This is a genomic window from Pseudomonas sp. UBA5666 (assembly GCF_002420785.1).
Classification (GTDB): domain Bacteria; phylum Pseudomonadota; class Gammaproteobacteria; order Pseudomonadales; family Pseudomonadaceae; genus Aquipseudomonas; species Aquipseudomonas fulva.
The window spans coordinates 208318-228683 of sequence record NZ_DIIQ01000002.1 but is presented as its reverse complement, the minus strand read 5'-3'; the positions used below and the strand labels follow the sequence as shown (position 1 = coordinate 228683).

22 protein-coding genes and 1 other RNA gene are annotated in these 20366 nt (G+C 62.1%); 14 read left to right on the top strand and 9 right to left on the bottom strand.

Going from position 1 to position 20366, the window contains the following annotated elements:
* The first annotated feature begins 65 nt into the window (after window positions 1-65).
* On the top strand, window positions 66-518 hold the full coding sequence (locus B2Y33_RS01275; RefSeq protein WP_027913411.1) for a YaiI/YqxD family protein: 453 nt from the start codon (window positions 66-68) through the stop codon (window positions 516-518).
* 54 nt (window positions 519-572) lie between these two features.
* Here the strand turns inward: B2Y33_RS01275 and elbB are convergent, their stop codons facing one another.
* Window positions 573-1232, bottom strand: a complete 660-nt coding sequence (elbB, locus tag B2Y33_RS01270) for an isoprenoid biosynthesis glyoxalase ElbB (RefSeq protein WP_027913412.1) — start codon at window positions 1230-1232, stop codon at window positions 573-575.
* A 101-nt stretch (window positions 1233-1333) separates the two neighbouring features.
* Window positions 1334-1918 carry a DedA family protein gene (locus B2Y33_RS01265; protein WP_023532679.1) on the bottom strand — a complete coding sequence of 195 codons (585 nt, stop codon included), beginning with the start codon at window positions 1916-1918 and terminating at the stop codon, window positions 1334-1336.
* A gap of 213 nt (window positions 1919-2131) precedes the next feature.
* On the opposite strand from B2Y33_RS01265, the gene ppk1 reads away from it, so the two are divergent.
* On the top strand, window positions 2132-4375 hold the full coding sequence (ppk1, locus tag B2Y33_RS01260) for a polyphosphate kinase 1 (protein WP_027913413.1): 2244 nt from the start codon (window positions 2132-2134) through the stop codon (window positions 4373-4375).
* On the opposite strand, the gene ppx is transcribed toward ppk1, so the two are convergent.
* The gene (gene ppx / locus B2Y33_RS01255) at window positions 4362-5864 is read right to left on the bottom strand and encodes an exopolyphosphatase (RefSeq protein ID WP_027913414.1); all 1503 of its coding nucleotides are present in this window, start codon (window positions 5862-5864) and stop codon (window positions 4362-4364) included. The two genes, ppk1 and ppx, sit on opposite strands and share 14 nt — an antisense overlap.
* A 256-nt stretch (window positions 5865-6120) precedes the next feature.
* Between ppx and trxA the strand changes: the two genes are divergently transcribed.
* The 5 genes from trxA (at window position 6121) to B2Y33_RS01230 (ending at window position 11515) form a co-directional block, all read left to right on the top strand.
* Window positions 6121-6447, top strand: a complete 327-nt coding sequence (trxA, locus tag B2Y33_RS01250) for a thioredoxin TrxA (RefSeq protein WP_023532641.1) — start codon at window positions 6121-6123, stop codon at window positions 6445-6447.
* Window positions 6448-6672: 225 nt separating this feature from the next.
* Complete coding sequence (gene rho, locus B2Y33_RS01245; RefSeq protein WP_023532437.1) at window positions 6673-7932, top strand: transcription termination factor Rho; 1260 nt, start codon at window positions 6673-6675, stop codon at window positions 7930-7932.
* Window positions 7933-8163: 231 nt separating this feature from the next.
* Window positions 8164-9630, top strand: coding sequence for a 4-hydroxy-3-polyprenylbenzoate decarboxylase (gene ubiD / locus B2Y33_RS01240; RefSeq protein WP_028686760.1), 1467 nt, complete (start codon window positions 8164-8166; stop codon window positions 9628-9630).
* Window positions 9630-10598 (top strand): CDP-6-deoxy-delta-3,4-glucoseen reductase, encoded by a 969-nt coding sequence (locus B2Y33_RS01235; RefSeq protein ID WP_027913416.1) that lies wholly within the window; start codon window positions 9630-9632, stop codon window positions 10596-10598. Before ubiD ends, B2Y33_RS01235 begins: the two co-directional genes overlap by 1 nt.
* A gap of 266 nt (window positions 10599-10864) precedes the next feature.
* Window positions 10865-11515, top strand: coding sequence for a gamma-glutamylcyclotransferase (locus B2Y33_RS01230; protein ID WP_206405100.1), 651 nt, complete (start codon window positions 10865-10867; stop codon window positions 11513-11515).
* Here the strand turns inward: B2Y33_RS01230 and B2Y33_RS01225 are convergent, their stop codons facing one another.
* Window positions 11516-12499: an NADPH:quinone oxidoreductase family protein gene (locus B2Y33_RS01225; RefSeq protein WP_206405101.1), complete on the bottom strand. Its 984-nt coding sequence runs from the start codon at window positions 12497-12499 to the stop codon at window positions 11516-11518.
* 158 nt (window positions 12500-12657) lie between these two features.
* Between B2Y33_RS01225 and B2Y33_RS01220 the strand changes: the two genes are divergently transcribed.
* Window positions 12658-13062, top strand: coding sequence for a flagellar basal body-associated protein FliL (locus B2Y33_RS01220; protein ID WP_027913419.1), 405 nt, complete (start codon window positions 12658-12660; stop codon window positions 13060-13062).
* A gap of 71 nt (window positions 13063-13133) precedes the next feature.
* Here the strand turns inward: B2Y33_RS01220 and B2Y33_RS01215 are convergent, their stop codons facing one another.
* Complete coding sequence (locus B2Y33_RS01215) at window positions 13134-13583, bottom strand: EVE domain-containing protein (RefSeq protein ID WP_049695304.1); 450 nt, start codon at window positions 13581-13583, stop codon at window positions 13134-13136.
* A 178-nt stretch (window positions 13584-13761) separates the two neighbouring features.
* Between B2Y33_RS01215 and B2Y33_RS01210 the strand changes: the two genes are divergently transcribed.
* Window positions 13762-13914, top strand: a complete 153-nt coding sequence (locus B2Y33_RS01210) for a hypothetical protein (RefSeq protein ID WP_023532702.1) — start codon at window positions 13762-13764, stop codon at window positions 13912-13914.
* A gap of 15 nt (window positions 13915-13929) precedes the next feature.
* On the opposite strand, the gene B2Y33_RS01205 is transcribed toward B2Y33_RS01210, so the two are convergent.
* From B2Y33_RS01205 to B2Y33_RS01190, 4 genes are all read right to left on the bottom strand, one after another.
* A complete protein-coding gene (locus tag B2Y33_RS01205; RefSeq protein ID WP_027913421.1) occupies window positions 13930-14538 on the bottom strand; it encodes a 5-formyltetrahydrofolate cyclo-ligase in 609 nt (202 codons plus the stop codon).
* Window positions 14539-14616: 78 nt separating this feature from the next.
* A non-coding RNA gene (gene ssrS / locus B2Y33_RS01200) (6S RNA) lies at window positions 14617-14796 on the bottom strand.
* Window positions 14797-14813: 17 nt separating this feature from the next.
* Window positions 14814-15134 carry a cell division protein ZapA gene (locus B2Y33_RS01195; protein WP_023532287.1) on the bottom strand — a complete coding sequence of 107 codons (321 nt, stop codon included), beginning with the start codon at window positions 15132-15134 and terminating at the stop codon, window positions 14814-14816.
* Complete coding sequence (locus tag B2Y33_RS01190; protein ID WP_033693939.1) at window positions 15131-15313, bottom strand: TIGR02449 family protein; 183 nt, start codon at window positions 15311-15313, stop codon at window positions 15131-15133. Before B2Y33_RS01190 ends, B2Y33_RS01195 begins: the two co-directional genes overlap by 4 nt.
* Window positions 15314-15494: 181 nt before the next feature.
* Here B2Y33_RS01190 and B2Y33_RS01185 point away from each other — a divergent pair, with 181 nt between their 5' ends.
* Genes B2Y33_RS01185 through B2Y33_RS01165 form a run of 5 tightly spaced genes read left to right on the top strand, consistent with a single transcriptional unit; the run spans window position 15495 to window position 20305 of the window.
* A complete protein-coding gene (locus B2Y33_RS01185; protein ID WP_027913422.1) occupies window positions 15495-16049 on the top strand; it encodes a YecA family protein in 555 nt (184 codons plus the stop codon).
* A gap of 19 nt (window positions 16050-16068) precedes the next feature.
* Window positions 16069-17403 carry a Xaa-Pro aminopeptidase gene (gene pepP, locus B2Y33_RS01180; protein WP_028686758.1) on the top strand — a complete coding sequence of 445 codons (1335 nt, stop codon included), beginning with the start codon at window positions 16069-16071 and terminating at the stop codon, window positions 17401-17403.
* The gene (ubiH, locus tag B2Y33_RS01175; RefSeq protein WP_027913424.1) at window positions 17400-18599 is read left to right on the top strand and encodes a 2-octaprenyl-6-methoxyphenyl hydroxylase; all 1200 of its coding nucleotides are present in this window, start codon (window positions 17400-17402) and stop codon (window positions 18597-18599) included. Before pepP ends, ubiH begins: the two co-directional genes overlap by 4 nt.
* Entirely contained in the window at window positions 18596-19078 is a 483-nt protein-coding gene (locus B2Y33_RS01170; RefSeq protein ID WP_027913425.1) for a DUF4442 domain-containing protein, read from the top strand. The genes ubiH and B2Y33_RS01170 overlap by 4 nt, the downstream gene beginning before the upstream one ends.
* Before the next feature lie 3 nt (window positions 19079-19081).
* Window positions 19082-20305, top strand: a complete 1224-nt coding sequence (locus tag B2Y33_RS01165; protein ID WP_027913426.1) for a 2-octaprenyl-3-methyl-6-methoxy-1,4-benzoquinol hydroxylase — start codon at window positions 19082-19084, stop codon at window positions 20303-20305.
* Window positions 20306-20366 lie beyond the last annotated feature (61 nt).

Sequence of the window (20366 nt, the reverse complement as noted above, 5' to 3'; positions counted from 1 at the left end):
GCGAGTTCCTGCAACCTGTCGGGGTAGTGCATCATGACTGGCTAAATGACAACGTGAGGTCAATCATGCGTGTTTGGATCGATGCCGACGCTTGCCCCAAGGCTGCCAGGGACCTGATCGTCAAGTTCGCCCTCAAGCGCAAGTTCGAAGTGGTCATGGTCGCGGGCCAGGCGGTGGCAAAGCCAGCATTCGGCATCGTACGACTGATCGTGGTACCCAGTGGCATGGATGCGGCCGACGATTACCTGGTCGAGCATGCCGTACCCGGCGAGTTGGTCGTTTGCAGCGACGTGCCTCTGGCCGACCGGCTTGTGAAAAAGGGCGTAGCGGCGCTGGACCCGCGCGGGCGCGAGTTCGACGAGCGCAACATGGGCGAGCGCCTGGCTACGCGCAATCTGTTCACCGAGCTGCGTGAACAAGGCCAGTCAGGTGGCGGGCAGGGGCCTTATGGGGATCGCGACAAACAGGCGTTTGCCAATGCGTTGGACCGGATCATCGCTCGGCTGTCGGCGCTTTGATAGCCAATGGAGCGCCAATCGCTCAGTCAGGCGCTCCAGCCGGGCAAGCGGCGCTTACTCGTGGGTCAGTTCCAGCACCCGATCAACCAGCTTGTAGATCCCGCCAGCGGCTTCGCTGATGGTCTTTGCCGACATGTAGGCAGGGGTGGTCACCAGTTTGCGCTGCGGGTCCTCGACGATGTCGTGCACGTCGCATTCTTCGTGGGTACCGCCCATCTTGACGACGGCCTCGGCGGTGTCGGCGTCGTTGCCGATGGTGCAGACCACGCCAGGGCCATAGATCTTGGCAGCCAATGCAGGCGAGATACAGATCAGGCCAACTGGCTTGCAGGCGGCGGCGAACGCCTCGGCCAACCCCAGGACATCCGGATTGACAGTGCAGTCTGCGCCTTTCACGGCAAAGTCCGAGAGGTTCTTGGCTGCGCCAAAGCCGCCCGGTACGATCAAGGCGTCGAAGTCCTCGACGCGCGCCTCACGAATGTCTTTCACATCGCCACGCGCGATACGGGCAGATTCCACCAGCACGTTGCGCGACTCGGGCATTTCTTGGCCTGTCAGGTGGTCGATGACATGCATCTGTGCGATGTTCGGTGCAAAGCACTGCACTTGCGCGCCGCGTTGGTCCAGGCGCAGCAAGGTGATCACGCTTTCGTGAATTTCTGCGCCGTCATAAACGCCACAGCCGGAAAGAATCACCGCCACTTTTTTTGTCATGCTCATTACTCCAGGTCGAAGCGCTTGATACCCGTCAGGCTGGCAGCGCGGCGCAGTGCGGGATGGTCCATGTCTGTTGGAGTGTGCACAGGTGCAGGTGTTCAGTCCTGGGACTCGCGCGCAGCCCGGCGCTCTGCCCGCAGCGTGCGAAAGCGCCGGTGCAGCCACAGGCCTACGCCAAGCACCAGCAAGGCGCCCAGTACCCACAATTCGTAGCGTTTGATATTGCCCAGCAGGCCTTCGAGGATTGCGCCGAAATGATAGGCCGCAGCACCCAGGGCGATGGCCCAGATCGCGGCCCCGATGCCATTGAGCAGCAGGTAGCGCCGCGGCGGATAGCCCGAGAGACCAATCGCGACCGGCATTACCGTGCGAAGCCCGTAAACGAAGCGGAAGCTGAGCACCCAGATATCGGGATGGCGACGGATGTGGCCCAGGGCGCGGTCGCCCATTGCCTGCCAGCGAGGCTTGCGCGCCAGGATCTTGCGCCCATGGCGACGACCCATGAAATACCACAACTGATCACCGGCATAGCTGCCCATGAATGCCACCAGGCATACCAGCTTGATGTCCATGTAATCGCGGAACGCAAGAAAGCCTGCAAGGACCAGAATGGTCTCGCCTTCGAAGAAGGTGCCTAGAAAAAGGGCAAAGTAGCCGAAATCCTGCAGGAATTGTTGGAGCATTTTCTGAGGTGCTGGCGAAATGAACGCGCAGCCTACCCCTTCGCGTGCGTTCGGGAAAGTGTCCAAATGTGTCTCGACGTGAACAGTGCCCGCTACCACAATGTCTGCAACCGTGTGCCATGGCTTGCCCTGGCGTGTAACACAGGCGTCATAATGGGCGCTTATCTTGCCGCTCAATTGATGATAGGGCGTTAACGTCCTCAGGACCGCCAGATGAATAACGAAGTGCTTCCCCCTGTCTTGATCAAGGATGCCAAGGAGCTTCCAGAGGAGTTGGTGCAGACCCCGCCTGATCTGCCACCCGCGTCCCAGGTCGCTGTGGAACCTGCAGCGGAGTCAGCGGCGCCCACGCCGGCTCCCGCCCCGGCCATCGTCGTGCCTGGCCTGGACGATACCAGCCTGTACATTCATCGCGAACTGTCCCAGCTGCAGTTCAACATCCGCGTACTGGAGCAGGCGCTGGATGAAAGTTACCCGTTGCTCGAACGCCTGAAGTTCCTGCTGATCTTCTCGAGCAACCTGGACGAGTTCTTCGAGATTCGTGTGGCCGGGCTGAAAAAGCAGATCAACTTCGCCCGCGAGCAGGCCGGTGCCGACGGCTTGCAGCCGCACCAGGCCCTCACGCGCATCAGCGAACTGGTGCATATCGAGGTCGATCGCCAGTACGCGATTCTCAACGATGTGCTGCTTCCGGAGCTGGAAAAACACCAGATTCGATTCATTCGCCGCCGTCACTGGACACCCAAGCTCAAGACATGGGTGCGTCGCTACTTCCGCGACGAGATTGCGCCCATCATCACCCCGATCGGCCTGGACCCTACCCATCCATTCCCATTGCTGGTGAACAAGAGCCTGAACTTCATCGTCGAGCTTGAAGGCGTCGATGCGTTCGGCCGCGATTCAGGCCTGGCCATCATTCCGGCACCGCGGCTGCTGCCACGGGTCATTCGCGTGCCTGAGGAGGTGGGTGGCACTGGTGCCAATTACGTCTTCCTTTCGTCGATGATCCACGCCCACGCCGACGACCTGTTCCAGGGTATGAAGGTGAAGGGGTGCTACCAGTTCCGCCTGACCCGTAACGCCGACCTGGCGCTGGATTCCGAAGAGGTCGATGACTTGGCCCGGGCGCTTCGTGGCGAGCTGTTCTCGCGCCGCTACGGCGATGCCGTGCGCCTGGAAGTCGCCGATACGTGCCCCAAGCACCTGTCGGACTACCTGCTCAAGCAGTTCAGCCTGAGCGAAAGCGAGCTCTACCAGGTCAATGGGCCGGTCAACCTGACGCGGTTGTTCAGCATCACTGGGCTGGACAGCCACCCCGAACTTCAATACGTACCGTTCACCCCGGCCATCCCGAAGTTGCTGCAGAACGCCGACAACATCTTTAGCGTGATCAGCAAGCAGGACATCCTGCTCATGCACCCCTTCGAGTCGTTCACGCCGGTCATCGACCTGTTGCGCCAGGCGGCCAAGGACCCGCACGTTCTGGCCGTACGTCAGACGCTCTACCGCTCCGGCGCCAACTCGGAAATTGTCGATGCGTTAGTCGATGCAGCGCGCAACGGCAAGGAAGTCACCGCAGTGATCGAACTGCGCGCACGCTTCGACGAGGAGTCCAACCTGCAGATGGCAAGCCGCCTGCAAGCGGCAGGCGCGGTGGTGATCTATGGCGTGGTCGGTTTCAAGACGCACGCCAAGATGATGTTGATCCTGCGCCGCGAGCAGGGCGAGATCGTTCGCTATGCGCACCTGGGGACCGGCAACTACCACGCTGGCAATGCCCGCTTGTACACCGATTACAGCCTGCTCACCTCCGACGATGCGCTCACCGAGGACGTCGGCAAGCTGTTCAGCCAGCTGATCGGCATGGGCAAGACCCTGCGCATGAAGAAACTGATGCATGCGCCGTTCACCCTGAAAAAGGGCATGCTGGACATGATCGCCCGCGAAACCCAGTTCGCCCTGGACGGCAAGCCGGCGCACATCATCGCCAAATTCAACTCGCTGACCGATGCGAAGGTCATCAAGGCCTTGTACAAGGCCAGTCAATCGGGGGTGAAGATCGACCTGATCGTGCGTGGCATGTGCTGCCTGCGTCCAGGTATTCCAGGGGTTTCACACAACATCCAGGTACGCTCGATCATCGGCCGCTTCCTGGAACACACCCGTGTGTTCTACTTCCTCAATGGCGGTGAAGAGCAGATCTACCTCTCCAGTGCGGACTGGATGGAGCGCAACCTCGACAAGCGGGTCGAGACCTGCTTCCCGGTCGAGGGCAAGAAGCTCTTGCTGCGGGTGAAAAAGGAACTGGAGGCGTACCTGACCGACAACACTCACGCCTGGACCCTTCAGCCAGACGGGCGCTATGTGCGCAGCAGCCCGACGGGTAACCAGAACCCCCGCAGTGCCCAGGCGACCTTGCTGGAGCGCCTGAGCAACCCGGTCCTCAACGTACGCTGAGGACGAAGCCGACCCGGGCCAGCCACTCCGCTTCGTTGGCGAAGTCGGCCTGGGTCAGCTGGTTCTGCTCGAGCCAACCTTCCGGGAATACCACTTCCAGGCGGTTATCGGCCGCCTTGAGCTCGACTTTGGGCATCTGCTGCGTGCCCCGGATGTGATGAAACAGGATGGCAAAGCGCAGCAGCACGCACAGGCGCAGCAGCTTGACCCCATCATCCCCCAGCTCGGCATAACGGTCCTTGGGGATGTTGCGGCGGTGGCCGCGCACCAGCAAGGCCATCATCTGCTGATCCTCGCGCGAAAAGCCTGCCAGGTCGGAGTGCTCGATCAGGTACGCGCCGTGCTTGTGGTAATGATAGTGGGCGATGTCCAGGCCGATCTCATGGACCTTGGCTGCCCAACCCAGCAGGTCGCGCCAATTGCCGTCCTGCAGGTCCCAGGCTACGGCCACCTGGTCGAAGGCATGCAGTGCCTTGCGCTCGACCCGGGCGGCCTGGCCCTGATCGACGTGGTAACGCTCCATCAGCGAGTTGAGGGTACGCTCGCGTACGTCTTCATGATGATGCCGGCCAAGCAGATCGAACAGCACACCTTCACGCAGCGCACCGTCGCAGTGGTCCATGCGCTGCAGCTCCAGCGCATCGAAGATCGCTTCGAGGATGGCCATGCCCGCCGGGAAGATGGTGCGCCGATCCGGCTTGACCCCTTCGAAATCGATTCTGTCGACTTCGCCCAGCTTGAACAGCTTGCGCTTGACCCAGGCCAACCCTTCGGCGTTTACCTCGCCATTGCCCAGGCCTGCACCCCGAATGGCGGCGCCGATGGCGCGAATGGTACCCGACGAACCGATGGCTTCATCCCAGGTCAGGCGGTGCAGGGCATGCTCGATGCTCATCAACTCAAGCCGGGCGGCCGTATAGGCCTGGGCATAGCGCGCAGGGGTGATCTTGCCGTCACGGAAATAGCGCTGGGTGAAGCTGACGCAGCCCATCTGCAGGCTCTCGCGCAACAGCGGCTCGAAGCGCTGGCCAATGATGAATTCGGTGCTGCCGCCGCCGATGTCCGCCACCAGGCGCTTGCCCGCGGTGTCGGCCAGCGTATGGGAAACGCCCAGGTAGATCAGGCGGGCTTCTTCGCGGCCTGAGATGACTTCTACCGGGTGGCCAAGAATGGCTTCGGCACGCTGGATGAAGATGTTGCGGTTGCGCGCTTCACGCAAGGCGTTGGTGCCGACGATGCGCACCGAGCCTGCGGGCATGCCGTTGATCAGCTGAGCGAAGCGCTTGAGGCACTCCAGGCCGCGCTCCATGGCTTCTTCACTGAGCCTGCGCTCCTCGTCGATGCCGGCGGCCAGCTGTACCTTCTCGCCCTGCCGCTCGAGAATGCGGATTTCGGTGTGGTGGGCCTTGGCCACGACCATGTGGAAGCTGTTGGAGCCGAGGTCGATGGCGGCTATCAGGGACAGGTTCTTCGCGGTGGTATGCGGCATGATCTGGAAGTTCTCGGTCGTTAACCTGGCAATCGTGCCACGATAGCAGGCTGGTCGCCAACGCGTGGCACCTGGCCTGCGCGATGCGCTTGATATACGGCAATGTGCCATTCGATTCTATGAAGACGATGTGACAGTTTTGATTCGAGTGCTCTTGCACAACTATAGTTACACTCAATCGTCTGCGGCTTCCTGTCGACCGCGGGGGCGGCTATGATGGGCAACGTTTTCCGTGCTTACGACCTTGGAGATTTCCATGAGCGACAAAATCAAACACGTCACCGACGCCACCTTCGATGCTGAAGTGCTTCAGGCTCAAGGCCCGGTGTTGGTCGACTACTGGGCTGAATGGTGCGGCCCATGCAAGATGATCGCTCCGGTTCTGGACGACATCGCCTCCACGTATGAAGGCAAACTGGTCGTCGCCAAGCTGAACATCGACGAAAACCAGGAAACCCCAGCCAAGCACGGCGTGCGTGGTATCCCGACGCTGATGCTGTTCAAGAACGGCAACGTGGAAGCCACCAAGGTCGGTGCCTTGTCCAAATCGCAGCTGGCAGCGTTCCTCGACGCCCACCTGTGATAAAAAAGCCCCGCAAATGCGGGGCTTTTCTTTTTCAGAGCACTAGACGCACAAAAAAGCAAGTGTTACATTCGGCCTCGCACTGCTTCTTCAGTGCCCTCTACATGCCGTCGCCGAAGCATCCCCAATTCGAATCAGTACGCGATCCTTTCGCCATCTAGCGGCGCGGCTTCATTAAGCCAGAAGCTTAATTCTCCCTTCTTACATGATTACGTCATTCCCCTTATGAACCTGACTGAACTCAAGCAAAAGCCGATTACCGATCTTTTGGAAATGGCCGAACAAATGGGCATCGAGAACATGGCCCGTTCGCGCAAACAGGACGTGATTTTCTCCCTGCTGAAAAAGCATGCGAAAAGCGGCGAAGAGATCTCGGGTGACGGCGTGCTGGAGATTCTCCAGGATGGTTTCGGTTTCCTGCGTTCTGCTGATGCGTCCTACCTGGCCGGCCCTGACGATATCTACGTTTCGCCTAGCCAGATCCGCCGCTTCAACCTGCGTACCGGCGATACCATCGTTGGCAAGATCCGCCCGCCGAAGGAAGGGGAGCGTTACTTCGCCCTGTTGAAGGTCGATACCATCAACTTCGACCGGCCGGAAAACGCCAAGAACAAGATCCTGTTCGAGAACCTGACGCCGCTGTTCCCCAACAAGCGCCTGAAGATGGAAGCCGGCAACGGCTCCACCGAAGACCTGACCGGCCGGGTCATCGACCTGTGCGCCCCGATCGGCAAGGGCCAGCGTGGCCTGATCGTCGCCCCGCCCAAGGCGGGCAAGACCATCATGCTGCAGAACATCGCAGCCAACATCACGCGTAACAATCCCGAGTGCCACCTGATCGTTCTGCTGATCGACGAGCGCCCGGAAGAAGTGACCGAGATGCAGCGTACCGTACGCGGCGAAGTGGTTGCCTCCACCTTCGACGAGCCGCCAACCCGTCACGTGCAAGTGGCCGAAATGGTCATCGAGAAGGCCAAGCGCCTGGTCGAGCACAAGAAGGACGTGGTCATCCTGCTCGACTCCATCACCCGTCTGGCACGTGCCTATAACACGGTCATTCCAAGCTCGGGCAAAGTGCTGACCGGTGGTGTCGACGCTCACGCCCTGGAGAAGCCCAAGCGCTTCTTCGGTGCCGCCCGTAACATCGAGGAAGGCGGTTCGCTGACCATCATCGCCACCGCGCTGGTCGAAACCGGTTCGAAGATGGACGAGGTGATCTACGAGGAATTCAAGGGCACCGGCAACATGGAACTGCCCCTGGACCGTCGTATCGCTGAAAAGCGTGTGTTCCCTGCCATCAACATCAACCGTTCGGGTACTCGCCGCGAAGAGCTGCTGACCGCCGACGACGAACTGCAACGCATGTGGATCCTGCGCAAGCTGTTGCACCCGATGGACGAAATCGCTGCCATCGAGTTCCTGGTCGACAAGCTCAAGCAGACCAAGACCAACGACGAGTTCTTCCTGTCGATGAAGCGCAAGTAAGCGTTTCAGGTCTAGATCGAATGGGGCCGCTTCGCAGCCCATCGCGGCTGGTCCGATGCCTTTGCAAGGCCGTTCCTACAGGGATAGCGTAATCCTGTAAGAACGGCTTTGCCGGGACGTCGGACCGGCTGCGATGGGACGCGACGCGGCCCTCATCAGTTTTGACCATTGCGCTCTGAACGGCGCTACACTCTGAACCCCCGACCGATACGGCCAACACGAGGCTCATGCATGCAGTATCGCGACTTGCGCGACTTCATTCGTGGCCTGGAACAGCGCGGCGAGCTCAAGCGCATCCAGGTCCCGATCTCCCCAGTGCTGGAAATGACCGAGGTCTGCGATCGCACGCTGCGTGCCAAAGGCCCTGCGCTGTTGTTCGAAAAGCCGACCGGCTTCGACATTCCCGTGCTGGGCAACCTGTTCGGCACGCCTGAGCGGGTGGCCATGGGCATGGGTGCCGAGTCGGTCGATGAGCTGCGCGAGATCGGTAAGCTTCTGGCGTTTCTCAAGGAGCCTGAACCCCCGAAAGGGCTCAAGGACGCCTGGTCCAAGCTGCCGATCTTCAAGAAAGTGGTATCGATGGCGCCGAAGGTGGTCAAGGACGCCGTTTGCCAGGAAGTGGTGCTCGAAGGAGAGGACGTGGACCTTGGCGCATTGCCGATCCAGCACTGCTGGCCGGGCGATGTGGCACCGCTGATCACCTGGGGCCTGACCGTCACGCGCGGCCCGAACAAGGACCGCCAGAACCTGGGCATCTACCGGCAGCAGGTAATTGGCCGCAACAAAGTGATCATGCGTTGGCTCAGCCACCGTGGCGGCGCCCTGGACTACCGTGAGTGGTGTGAAAAAAATCCCGGCCAGCCGTTCCCAGTGGCGGTGGCGTTGGGGGCAGACCCTGCCACTATCCTGGGTGCAGTGACCCCAGTGCCCGATACGCTTTCCGAATACGCCTTCGCGGGCCTGTTGCGGGGTAATCGCACTGAGCTGGTCAAGTGCCGCGGCAGCAATCTGCAGGTGCCGGCCACGGCCGAGATCATCCTCGAAGGGGTAATCCACCCAGGCGAGATGGCGCCTGAAGGCCCCTATGGGGACCATACCGGTTACTACAACGAAGTGGACAGCTTCCCGGTGTTCACCGTCGAGCGCATCACCCACCGGCAAAACCCTATCTATCACAGCACCTACACCGGCCGGCCGCCGGATGAACCGGCGATTCTTGGCGTGGCGCTGAACGAAGTGTTCGTGCCGATCCTGCAGAAACAGTTCCCGGAAATCGTCGATTTCTACCTGCCACCGGAGGGGTGCTCCTACCGCATGGCGGTGGTGACCATGAAGAAGCAGTACCCGGGGCATGCCAAGCGCGTGATGCTGGGTGTGTGGTCGTTCCTGCGACAGTTCATGTACACCAAGTTCGTTATCGTGACCGACGACGACATCAACGCCCGCGACTGGAACGACGTGATCTGGGCCATCACCACACGCATGGACCCCAAGCGTGATACGGTGATGATCGACAACACGCCGATCGACTACCTGGACTTTGCCTCTCCAGTGTCGGGGCTGGGATCGAAAATGGGCCTGGATGCCACGCACAAGTGGCCGGGCGAGACTACACGCGAGTGGGGGCGGGTCATCGTCAAGGACGAAGCCGTCACCCGGCGTATCGATGAGCTGTGGGATCAGTTGGGAATAGATTGATGCAGGTAACGTTGCAGCCGTCCGGAGCAGTGCTGACGCTAGAGCCCGGGGAACGGATCCTGGAAGGTGCGCGTCGGCTGGGTTATGACTGCCCCAACAGCTGCCGTAATGGCAACTGTCATGTCTGCGCTGCGTTGCTGGTCGAAGGCAGTGTGCGCCAGAACGGAGAAGTCCGGGACCATGGCGAATTGTTCACCTGCATCGCCGAGCCGCTCGAAGATTGCATCCTGCTATGGGACGGCGTGCTGGCCTTGGGCGAGCTGCCGGTGCGCAAGCTGACCTGCACGGTCAGTGAATGCCGTGAAGTGGGTGGCGACGTTTGGCGCGTGCGCCTGTTGGCGCCTGCGGGCAAGCCGCCGCGCTACCATGCCGGGCAGTATTTGATGATCGAACGTGAAGCGGGCAAGCCGGCCGCCTTTTCGCTGGCCTCCGCTCCCCATGCAGGGCGTGAGCTTGAATTGCACGTGCTGGCGCGCGAGCCCAGCGCCGTGCAGTTGATCGAGCAATTGCAGCGCGAGCGCTTGGCTCGTATCGAAATGCCCTTCGGCGATACCCACTTGGCCGAACTGCCCGACGGCCCCTTGGTGCTGATCGCCGCCGGTACCGGCATGGGGCAGATGCACAGCCTTGTGGAACACTGCCGCGCTCAGGGCTTCAAACACCCTGTTCACTTGTACTGGGGCGTACGACGCCCGGAAGACTTCTATCAGATCGAGCATTGGGATCAGTGGCTGAGTCTGCCCAACCTGTCCCTGCATCAGGTGGTCAGCGACCTGTGTGGCTGGGAGGGCCGTTGTGGGATGCTGCACGAAGCGGTTTGCGAGGACATTGCCGACCTCAACGGCGTACACGTGTACGCCAGTGGCTCGCCGAACATGATCTACGCCACGCTCGATGCGCTGGTGGACGCCGGCATGGATGCGCACCGCATGCGTGCGGACGTGTTCGCTTACGCGCCTCGCGGCTGAAGCATCCCCTCGCGGTGCGCGGCGCCCGTCAGGCTGCCCGCGCCACCCCGTACGCACTTGACGCGCTGCACGGCCGGTCGTCGGCGCCTGGCGTGAAAAGCTCTGCATGCACTTGTTCAGCCCCTTGCCCTGACTTAGCTTATACACCGCCTGGCGCGACTGCCGTAAATGACTTGCCTGAGGGCTCTGGTCAACGACCCAGTGGCTAACGCATCAGGCTCGGCCACGTTACATGCTTTGTTCACAGGGAATCATAGCGGCAGCTTATGTCGGCGCTCGAACGTTCATCCCGGCAAGTCCCATACCCCCCTTCGCTCGATTTTGGTCAGCAACTGACCCACGAGCAACTGCATCACTCCATGCAAGCCGCCATGTCCCGTCACCAGGGCGGGCCAGTGTGGCTGTTCGCCTATGGCTCCTTGATCTGGCGGCCCGAGTGCAGCGCGGTGGAGCGTCGACGTGCGCGGGTGCACGGTTACCACCGGGGCTTGTACCTGTGGTCGCACGAGCACCGTGGCACGCCTGAAACCCCCGGTTTGGTGTTCGGTCTGGATCGAGGCGGCTCGTGCAGCGGCTTTGCCTACAGGCTGGACGATGCCACCCTCGATGCGTCGCTTCGTGCCCTGTGGCAGCGCGAAATGCCTTACCCGGCCTACCGCCCGCACTGGCTCAACTGCCGGCTCGACGATGGCAGCAAGGTAAAGGCCCTGGGCTTCGTGCTGGAGCGGCATCTGCCTTGCTATGCGGGCAATCTGCCGGATAACGTGCTCAGCCACATACTGGCCAGCGCTAAAGGGCGGTATGGCACCACGCGTGATTATGTCGAGCAGACCCTTCACGCCCTGCGCAGCCATCACATGCCTGATCGCAACCTGGAGGCGCGCTTCAGGCGCTGTCATGACCTGCGCGAACGGTGATCAGGTGCCGGGCGGCACCACCACCAGCTTGCCGACCGCCTGGCGCTGGCCCAGTGTTTCGATGGCCGTACCCGCGTCGGCCAGGGTGTAGGTTTGTGAGACGAGCGGCTTCAATTTGCCCTGCGCGTGCCAGGCAAACAGCTGCTTGAAGTTGGCTGCGTTATCCTCCGGTTGGCGCTGTGCAAACGCGCCCCAGAACACGCCCAGCACCGCCGCCCCCTTGAGCAGCACCAGGTTGGCTGCCAATTGGGGAATGCTGCCGCTGGCAAAACCTACCACCAACAGCCTACCGTTCCACGCCAGGCCCCTCACGGCGTGCTCGAACAGCGCGCCGCCGACCGGATCGTAAATCACATCCACACCCTTGCCATCGGTCAGGCGCTTGATGGCCTCGCGCAGATTTTCCTGGCTGTAGTCGATCAGATCATCAGCACCGGCGGCACGGGCCACCGCGAGCTTTTGCGCGCTGCTGGCAGCCGCGATAACCCGCGCCCCCATGGCCTTGCCGATCTCAACCGCTGCCAGGCCCACCCCGCCGGAAGCACCCAATACCAGCAAGGTTTCGCCGGCTTGCAATCGACCGCGCTGGCGCAAGGCGTGCATCGAGGTGCCGTAGGTCATACCGAATGCGGCGGCGGTAATGAAGTCCATGCCGGCTGGCACGGGCATTACGTTGTAGGCGGGCACTGCCACTTGCTCGGCGAAAGCACCCCAGCCGGTCAGCGCCATGACGCGGTCACCCACCTTGAAGGCGTCCACCTTGGCGCCGACGGCTGCGACCGTGCCCGCCGCCTCTCCACCCGGAGAAAAGGGCAAGGGCGGCTGAAACTGGTATTTGCCTTCTATGATCAGGGTATCGGGAAAGTTGACCCCTGCCGCCTGCACGTCCAGCAGCACTTCGTTGGGCTTGGGCGTTGGGCTGGGCACGTCTTCCAGGACCAGGTCGCGGGCCGGGCCCAGGTGCTTGCAGAGCAGCGCTTTCATCGTGGCCTATTCCTTTGCGGGTAATGGCCGATAAGTGTAGGAGGGCCGCCAGTCGGGTCAACGAGCATGGCTTGTCCTGATGAGCCGGCATAAGCCCAGGCTTGGGTTTGAATGATGTGCTGGTTAAGCTGGCGCCACCTGAATAGAGGAGCGATTTCGTGAAAGCGTGGATATTGATGGTGTTGGCACTGGTGTTACCCGCCGCAGCCGTGGCCGAGGAGGCCAAGGAGGGCGCGCCCAAGGTGGCCTATATCACGCTGACACCGCCGTTCGTAGGTAACTATGCGCTCGATGGTGGTCCGCGGTTGCGGGTGTTCAAGGCCGATGTCGCGTTGCGAGTGACCGGGGATGAGGCCGCCAAGGCGGTACAGCACCATGAACCGCTGATCCGCAACCAGCTCGTCGCACTGTTTACCCAGCAGACCGTGGACAGCATGAGTAATGTGGAGGCCAAGGAGCATTTGCGCCAGGAGGCGCTCAAGCAGGTTCAGCAGGTGATGGAGACCGAAGAGGGCAAGCCGATCGTCGAGGACCTGCTGTTCAACAACCTGATCGTCCAGTGAGCGGCTAACCCGGTCTTCGGTCAGCCACTGAAGGCTGGGTTTCATGGGAATGTCGGAGCGGGGCAGGTGCCTCAATCCATCGGCAGGATGGCAGTCCATTGCTCGGCCGTTACCGGCATGACCGACAGGCGACTGCCCTTTTGCACCAGCGCCAGTTCGGCCAGGGCTGGCTGTTGTTTCAACCAGCCCAGCTCAAGCACGCGTGGCAGTGTCCGCACGTGAGCCACGTCTACCGCGCTCCACGGGTTCTTGTCGGGCGTGGCCTTGGCATCGTGGTAAGGGCTCTGCGTGTCCAGCGCAGTGGGGTCCGGATAGGCTGCGCGGATGACCTTGGCAATGCCGGCGATGCCAGGTTGAGGGCAGCTGGAATGGTAGAAGAAGAACATGTCCCCCGCGCTCATCGCACGCAGGAAATTGCGCGCCTGATAGTTACGCACACCGTCCCAGCGGGCTTCGCCAAGGTGAGCCAAACCTTCGATGGACAGTTCGTCGGGCTCGGACTTCATCAGCCAATAGGCCATGTTGTTTGCTCCAGAAATGCTTTGAAATAACTCGTTCAATCAAACCGACGACTGGTTGACGTCAACGTTTGCGTGGTGGCTCAGGTTGTCGGAGAATGCGCCCCGTTTGAGGTGCGATGCTCAGGTACGACCCAGAAGTCGCCGAGCACTGAACAGTTTGCCTGGGGGGCAATCGTCGATGAATCAACGTAAAAAGCCGGACCTACTGTGGGTCCTGGTGTTCATCTTTGGCTTGGGTGTGGTTACCACCGGTTATGCGCAGGGGATCTGGGAGCGCAAGCTGGATAACGCCTACCAGATGCCGTACGAAGCCGGTCAGGCGCAACGCTGACCCTCCCGGCACCGCTCAGCGTGGTGCCACGTACCAGTGACGATCCGAGACCGTTCCCTGCAAAGGTACGTCCCAGCTGGCCTGTGCTAGCCGTTCGACCTTCTGGCACTCATGCGCCAAGCCCAGCAGCCGTGGTTTTTTCCAGGTCTGCCGGCGAGCCAGGTAAGCCAGGCTGCGATCATAGAAGCCACCTCCCATGCCCAGTCGCCCTCCCGCGTCGTCGAAGCCCACCAGGGGCAGCAGAATCAGGTCCAGTGCCCACACGGGGCGTTGACGCCTGCGGTCGGTGGTCGGCTCAGGGATTCGGAACCGGTTGGGCGTGAGTTTCTCGCCCTTCTCGAATCGCTGAAACACCATGCGGGTGCGTGGCCATGGATGCAGCACCGGCAAGTAGGTGCGCTTGCCGCGTCGCTGCGCCTCGCGCAGCAGCAATGCAGGGTCGATCTCGCCATCGTTGGGCAGGTACAAGGCGATATGCCTGGCCTTGCGAAAGAGCGGGTGCTGTGCCAGCAGACGGTACAGGCCCGCAGCGGCCTGACGCTGTTGCGCGGGCGTGAGCGCCCTGCGCGCATTGCGCAAGTGCCTGCGAAGTTGAGGGCGGGTGAGCGTCGCGGTGTCGGTCATGGCACGGGCGATCCGAGGGTGCTGGCCACTGCTGTTGGCCAAAACGATTTGCCCGCCGGGAGGCGGGCAAAGGAATTCGGGCTCCCCGATAAGACCGCTATCGGTGTAGCCCTTGAACCCGAAAGTTCAAGGTGGAGATTGCAGGGGACATTAAGGCTTTCCGTCGAGCGGACATGCACACCTGCCCCAGCGTGCAACCCCCGTGGTTGTGCGTATCGGCTCAGGGACATAACCGACTGGCGCATCCACCAGGGAGTGGCGCCAGTATAACAACCTCAGTTTTTTTTGGTACCCGTCTCGTCGGACAGCGCCTGGTCGACCCGGTCCAGCAAATCGCGCACCTGCTCGCGCGTGGCCCCGCCGGCCGGAGCAGCGCTGCGGTCTTCCTGGCGATGGAGCATCTCGTGGGTAATGTTCAACGCCGCCATGACCGCGATGCGGTCGGCACCGATCACCTTGCCGCTGCTGCGAATCTCGCGCATCTTGCTGTCCAGGTAGTGAGCTGCACTGACCAGGTTGTTGCGCTCTTCGGGCGGGCAGATGATCGAGTATTCCTTGTCGAGGATCTGCACGGTGACGCTATTGCTTGAACTCATGAGTCTTGCTCCAGGGCCTTGAGACGCAAGATCATCGACTCGACCTTGCGTCTGGCGATCTCGTTCTTTTCGATGAGGTGGGCGCGCTCTTCGCGCCAGGACTTTTCCTGAGCTACTAGGAGTGCATTTTGCCGTTTAAGTTGCTCGACACGCTCGATCAGCAGCTCGAATCGGCTCATCAGGGCCTGCAGGTCGTTCTCTTGCGTGGGTTGCACTCGATTCGCTCCGTCATTGACTCATCTTGCGATGATGCCTCTCCCTGGGCCGTGGCTGCCAGTGCCGATGGTCTTGGCGCGCCTGCCGGTGCTAGGATACAAGGCCTTCATTCTAGTCATTGCGCCCTCCGGCGCCTAGCAGCCCATGCCCAATACTCAATCGCCCTACGTTGCCTTCGCCATGCTGCTTTCCAGCAATGGCCACCCCGTCACACCCGCCGAACTGCACGGCCTGCTCATCGGCCGCAGCTGTGCGGGCGCCGGCTTCGATGCCGACGGCTGGCTGGCCGATGCGGCCCAGTTGCTGGAAACCGAACCGCAAGACGCTGTGCGTAATGCCCTGATTGGCCTGCAGGAAATGGTCAAGGGCGAGCTTACCAGCGACGATATGGCCATCGTGCTGCTGCTGCCGTCCGACGACGCTGCGCTGACCGATCGCGCCACCGCCCTGGGGCAGTGGTGCCAGGGCTTCATCACAGGCTTCGGCCTGAACGCCGGTGGCAAGGACCTGTCCATCGAGGCCAAGGAAGTGCTCCAGGACCTGGTGGCCATCTCCCAGGTCCAGGAAGCGCTGGAAGAATCCGAAGACGGCGAAAGCGACTACATGGAAGTGATGGAATACCTGCGCGTCGCGCCGTTGCTGCTGTTTTCCGAACTGGCCAAGCCTGCGGCGCCTGCGCCCAAGCCTTCTCTGCACTGAACCACGGGGTAGTCTGCCCATGAGCCGCATTCCCAAGGCCGAATATGCCCGCCGGCGCAAGGCGCTGATGGCGCAGATGGTCCCCAACAGCATTGCCATCTTGCCTGCCGCCGCCGTTGCCATCCGCAACCGTGATGTCGAGCACGTGTATCGCCAGGACAGCGACTTTCAATACCTCAGTGGTTTTCCCGAGCCCGAGGCGGTGATTGCGTTGATACCTGGCCGCGAGCATGGCGAATACGTGATGTTCTGCCGCGAGCGCAACCCTGAGCGCGAGCTGTGGGACGGCTTGCGGGCCGGCCAGGAGGGTGCGGTGCGCGATTTTGGCGCTGACGATGCGTTTCCCATCGCCGACATCGACGAGATCCTGCCGGGGCTGATCGAAGGCCGCGAACGCGTCTACAGCGCCATGGGCAGCAATCCCGAATTCGATCGCAGGTTGATGGACTGGATCAACGTGATTCGCTCCAAGGCCCGCCTCGGTGCACAGCCCCCGAACGAATTCGTTGCCCTGGATCACCTGCTGCACGACATGCGCCTGTATAAATCGGCGGCGGAAGTGAAAGTGATGCGCACGGCCGCCGAGATTTCTGCCAAGGCCCATGTGCGGGCGATGCAGGCTTGCCGCCCGGGCCTTCATGAGTACAGCCTTGAAGCCGAACTCGATTACGCCTTCCGCCAGGGCGGGGCAAAGATGCCGGCGTATGGGTCGATCGTCGCCGCAGGGCGCAATGGTTGCATCCTGCATTACCAGCAGAACGACGCGCCGCTCAAGGAGGGCGACCTGGTCCTGATCGACGCGGGCTGCGAAATCGATTGCTATGCCAGTGACATCACCCGCACGTTTCCCGTCAGTGGGCGGTTTTCATCCGAGCAGAAGGCTATCTATGAGCTTGTTCTGAGCGCCCAGGCAGCGGCGTTTGCCGAAATCGCCCCGGGCAAGCACTGGAACCATGCCCATGAAGCCACCGTGCGGGTGATCACCGAAGGGCTGGTTGAGCTGGGCCTGCTCAAGGGTGACGTGCAGTCGTTGATCGAGAGCGAGGCGTACCGGGCGTTCTACATGCACCGTGCCGGCCACTGGCTGGGCATGGATGTGCATGACGTGGGCGATTACAAGGTGGGCGGTGAGTGGCGGGTGCTCGAGCCAGGCATGGCCTTGACGGTCGAGCCCGGCATTTACATAGCAGCCGACAATGAAAGCGTGGCCAAGAAATGGCGCGGCATCGGCATTCGGATCGAGGATGATGTGGTGGTCACCAGGCAAGGCTGTGAAATCCTGACATCGGGCGTTCCCCGCACCGTCGCCGAGATCGAGGCGTTGATGCACGACGCGCGTCAGGCCAGCCTATGACCCAGGTGAATCTCGCTATCATCGGCGGCGGGCTGGTTGGGGCCAGCCTGGCGCTGACCCTGCAGGCAGGCGCCAAGGCGCGTGGTTGGAAAATCCTTCTCATCGAACCCTTTGCCCCCGGCGACAGCTTCCAGCCCAGCTACGATGCGCGGTCCTCGGCACTGTCGTTCGGGACCCGCCAGATCTACGATCGACTGGGCCTGTGGCCTGCCATCGAGCGGCGTGCTGAACCGATCGCACAGATTCACGTCTCGGACCGAGGACGCTTTGGTGCCACCCGCCTGGACGCGAGGGAGGAAGGTGTTCCGGCCCTGGGCTACGTGGTCGAGAATGCCTGGCTCGGGCAATGCCTCTGGCAGGGCCTGGACAGCGATGTGGTCAGCTGGCGCTGCCCGGCCGAAGTGACGTCGATGCAGGCTATAGAGGGCGGTTACCGCTTGCGCCTCAATGACGACACGCACATTGACTGCGACCTGGCGGTGCTGGCCGATGGTGGGCGCTCGGGGCTGCGTGAGCAACTGGGCATTCACGTCTGCCACACGCCTTATGAGCAGAGTGCATTGATCGCCAACATCACCCCCGGCGAGCCTCACCGCGGCCAGGCCTTCGAGCGCTTCACCGAAGCCGGTCCCATGGCCTTGCTGCCGTTACCGGAAAACCGCTGCGCGCTGGTCTGGACACGGCAGGGCATGGATGCGCAGCGCCTGGCCGACATGGATGAGCGCAATTTCCTGCGTGAATTGCAGGGCGTCTTCGGTTACCGCCTGGGGACCCTTCGCCAGGTAGGCGTGCGGCACCTGTACCCGCTGTCGCTGATCGAGGCGCAGGAGCAGATCCGCCCCCACCTGGTTGTGCTGGGCAACGCCGCACACAGCCTGCACCCCATCGCAGGCCAGGGGTTCAACCTGTCGCTGCGGGATGTGCAGTCCCTTGCCGAGGCGCTGCTTGCAGGGCCGCAGCGGCCAGGCGACCTTGCGACCTTGCGGGCTTACGGTAAGCGCCAGCGCCTGGATCAAACGCTCACCATCGGGTTTTCCGATCAGGTAACACGGTTGTTCGGCAGCGGCCAGCCTTTGCTCGCCGCGGGCCGTAACCTGGGTTTGCTGGGCCTGGACCTGCTTCCACCGGCCAAAAGCTGGTTCGCCCGCCAGGCCATGGGCCTGGGTACGCGTTCCGATGTACGGGGCAAGGCATGAGCAACCCGCGCAAACTGGCCCGGCGTGCGCGCGTTCTGCGCTGGATGCTGAACCTGTATCCGCCCTACTTGGGCGCCGGTATCCGTGTGCAGCACATCAGCCCTGACATGCGCAGCATCCGGGTGGCGATGAAACTCACCCGCTGGAACCGCAATTACGTGGGCACCCAGTTCGGTGGCAGCCTCTATGCCATGGTCGATCCGTTCTACATGCTCTTGCTCATCGAGCGGCTGGGGCGCGACTACATCGTCTGGGACAAGGCCGCCAGCATCGATTTCATCACCCCTGGCAAGGGCCCGGTGTATGCCGAGTTCCATGTCGATGACGCGCTGCTGGACGACATCCGCCAGCAGACCGCCACCGGCAAGAAATGCCTGCCCCGTTTGCAGGTCGATATCCGCGACGGCGCAGGTGAACTGGTGGCGCGGGTCGATAAAACCCTATACGTGCGGCTCAAGCCGCAAGCGAGGCTGGCGTAAGGCATGGAAACACGCGCAGATGTTCTGATCGTAGGTGCCGGTATGGTCGGCAGCGCGCTGGCGCTCGCCTTGCGCCATAGCGGTTTGCAGGTGCTGCTGCTCGATGGCGGTCCCCTGGCCGTCAGGCCGTTCGACGCCCAGGGGCCGTTCGAGCCGCGGGTCAGCGCGTTGTCGGCCGCCAGCCAGCGTATTCTCGACCGCCTGGGGGCTTGGGAAGGCATCGCACGGCGGCGCGCGACGCCCTATTCGGATATGCAGGTATGGGATGGCAGCGGCACCGGGCAGATCCACTTTTCCGCCGCCAGCGTGCATGCGCAGGTGCTGGGCCATATCGTCGAGAACAAAGTGGTCCAGGATGCCTTGCTCGAGCGCCTGCACGACAGCGACATTGGCCTGTTGCCCAATGCGCGCATGGAACAGCTGCGCCATTCCGGCGACGACTGGCTGATGACGCTGCACGACGGCCGGCAGCTGCGTGCGCCGCTGGTCGTCGCAGCCGACGGTGCTCATTCCGCGGTTCGCCGCCTGGCAGGTTGTGAAACGCGCGAGTGGGACTACTTGCACCATGCCATCGTCACCAGCGTGCGTTGCGCTCAGGATCACCAGGCCACCGCCTGGCAACGTTTCACCGACGATGGTCCGCTCGCCTTCCTGCCATTGACCCGCGACGGCAAACAGGACTGGTGCTCGATCGTGTGGTCAACCACGCCGGCCGAGGCCGAGCGGCTGATGGCGCTGGATGAGCCAGCCTTCCTCAAGGCGCTGGAGCGTGCATTCGAAGGCCGCCTCGGGACGGTGCTGCAGGCTGACCCGCGGCTGTGCGTACCGCTGCGCCAGCGACATGCAAAACGCTACGTGGAACCCGGCCTTGCGCTGATCGGTGATGCGGCCCACACCATTCATCCGCTGGCAGGGCAGGGGGTGAACCTGGGGTTCCTTGACGCGGCGGTACTGGCCGAAGTCCTGGTGGATGCCTGCAAGCGCGGAGAAAGGCTGGCCGATGTCAAGGTGCTGAGCCGCTATGAGCGTCGTCGCATGCCGCACAACCTGGCGTTGATGGCAGCCATGGAAGGGTTCGAGCGGTTGTTCCAGGCCGACAAGTTGCCGCTGCGTTGGCTGCGCAACAGTGGCTTGAAGCTGGTTGAGCAGCTGCCAGAGGCCAAGGCTGTGTTCGTGCGACAGGCACTGGGCTTGAGTGGCGATTTGCCGGATTTGGCCAAGGTGTAAAGGCTGCTCTTGGCGCGTTGGCGAGAGCGGATGCGTGGCGGGCCCTGGCACATTGCAACAT

What these genes read in the sequence shown, in the direction of transcription:
- B2Y33_RS01215 (WP_049695304.1), bottom strand. Translation starts at nt 13,583, where the DNA reads ATGGCCTATTGGCTGATGAAGTCCGAGCCCGACGAACTGTCCATCGAA.
- pepP (WP_028686758.1), top strand. Translation starts at nt 16,069, where the DNA reads ATGAGCCGCATTCCCAAGGCCGAATATGCCCGCCGGCGCAAGGCGCTG.
- B2Y33_RS01275 (WP_027913411.1), top strand. Translation starts at nt 66, where the DNA reads ATGCGTGTTTGGATCGATGCCGACGCTTGCCCCAAGGCTGCCAGGGAC.
- B2Y33_RS01195 (WP_023532287.1), bottom strand. Translation starts at nt 15,134, where the DNA reads ATGAGTTCAAGCAATAGCGTCACCGTGCAGATCCTCGACAAGGAATAC.
- B2Y33_RS01170 (WP_027913425.1), top strand. Translation starts at nt 18,596, where the DNA reads ATGAGCAACCCGCGCAAACTGGCCCGGCGTGCGCGCGTTCTGCGCTGG.
- B2Y33_RS01210 (WP_023532702.1), top strand. Translation starts at nt 13,762, where the DNA reads ATGAATCAACGTAAAAAGCCGGACCTACTGTGGGTCCTGGTGTTCATC.
- ppx (WP_027913414.1), bottom strand. Translation starts at nt 5,864, where the DNA reads ATGCCGCATACCACCGCGAAGAACCTGTCCCTGATAGCCGCCATCGAC.
- ubiH (WP_027913424.1), top strand. Translation starts at nt 17,400, where the DNA reads ATGACCCAGGTGAATCTCGCTATCATCGGCGGCGGGCTGGTTGGGGCC.
- ppk1 (WP_027913413.1), top strand. Translation starts at nt 2,132, where the DNA reads ATGAATAACGAAGTGCTTCCCCCTGTCTTGATCAAGGATGCCAAGGAG.
- B2Y33_RS01165 (WP_027913426.1), top strand. Translation starts at nt 19,082, where the DNA reads ATGGAAACACGCGCAGATGTTCTGATCGTAGGTGCCGGTATGGTCGGC.
- ubiD (WP_028686760.1), top strand. Translation starts at nt 8,164, where the DNA reads ATGCAGTATCGCGACTTGCGCGACTTCATTCGTGGCCTGGAACAGCGC.
- rho (WP_023532437.1), top strand. Translation starts at nt 6,673, where the DNA reads ATGAACCTGACTGAACTCAAGCAAAAGCCGATTACCGATCTTTTGGAA.
- trxA (WP_023532641.1), top strand. Translation starts at nt 6,121, where the DNA reads ATGAGCGACAAAATCAAACACGTCACCGACGCCACCTTCGATGCTGAA.
- B2Y33_RS01235 (WP_027913416.1), top strand. Translation starts at nt 9,630, where the DNA reads ATGCAGGTAACGTTGCAGCCGTCCGGAGCAGTGCTGACGCTAGAGCCC.
- B2Y33_RS01190 (WP_033693939.1), bottom strand. Translation starts at nt 15,313, where the DNA reads ATGAGCCGATTCGAGCTGCTGATCGAGCGTGTCGAGCAACTTAAACGG.
- elbB (WP_027913412.1), bottom strand. Translation starts at nt 1,232, where the DNA reads ATGACAAAAAAAGTGGCGGTGATTCTTTCCGGCTGTGGCGTTTATGAC.
- B2Y33_RS01230 (WP_206405100.1), top strand. Translation starts at nt 10,865, where the DNA reads ATGTCGGCGCTCGAACGTTCATCCCGGCAAGTCCCATACCCCCCTTCG.
- B2Y33_RS01205 (WP_027913421.1), bottom strand. Translation starts at nt 14,538, where the DNA reads ATGACCGACACCGCGACGCTCACCCGCCCTCAACTTCGCAGGCACTTG.
- B2Y33_RS01185 (WP_027913422.1), top strand. Translation starts at nt 15,495, where the DNA reads ATGCCCAATACTCAATCGCCCTACGTTGCCTTCGCCATGCTGCTTTCC.
- B2Y33_RS01265 (WP_023532679.1), bottom strand. Translation starts at nt 1,918, where the DNA reads ATGCTCCAACAATTCCTGCAGGATTTCGGCTACTTTGCCCTTTTTCTA.
- B2Y33_RS01225 (WP_206405101.1), bottom strand. Translation starts at nt 12,499, where the DNA reads ATGAAAGCGCTGCTCTGCAAGCACCTGGGCCCGGCCCGCGACCTGGTC.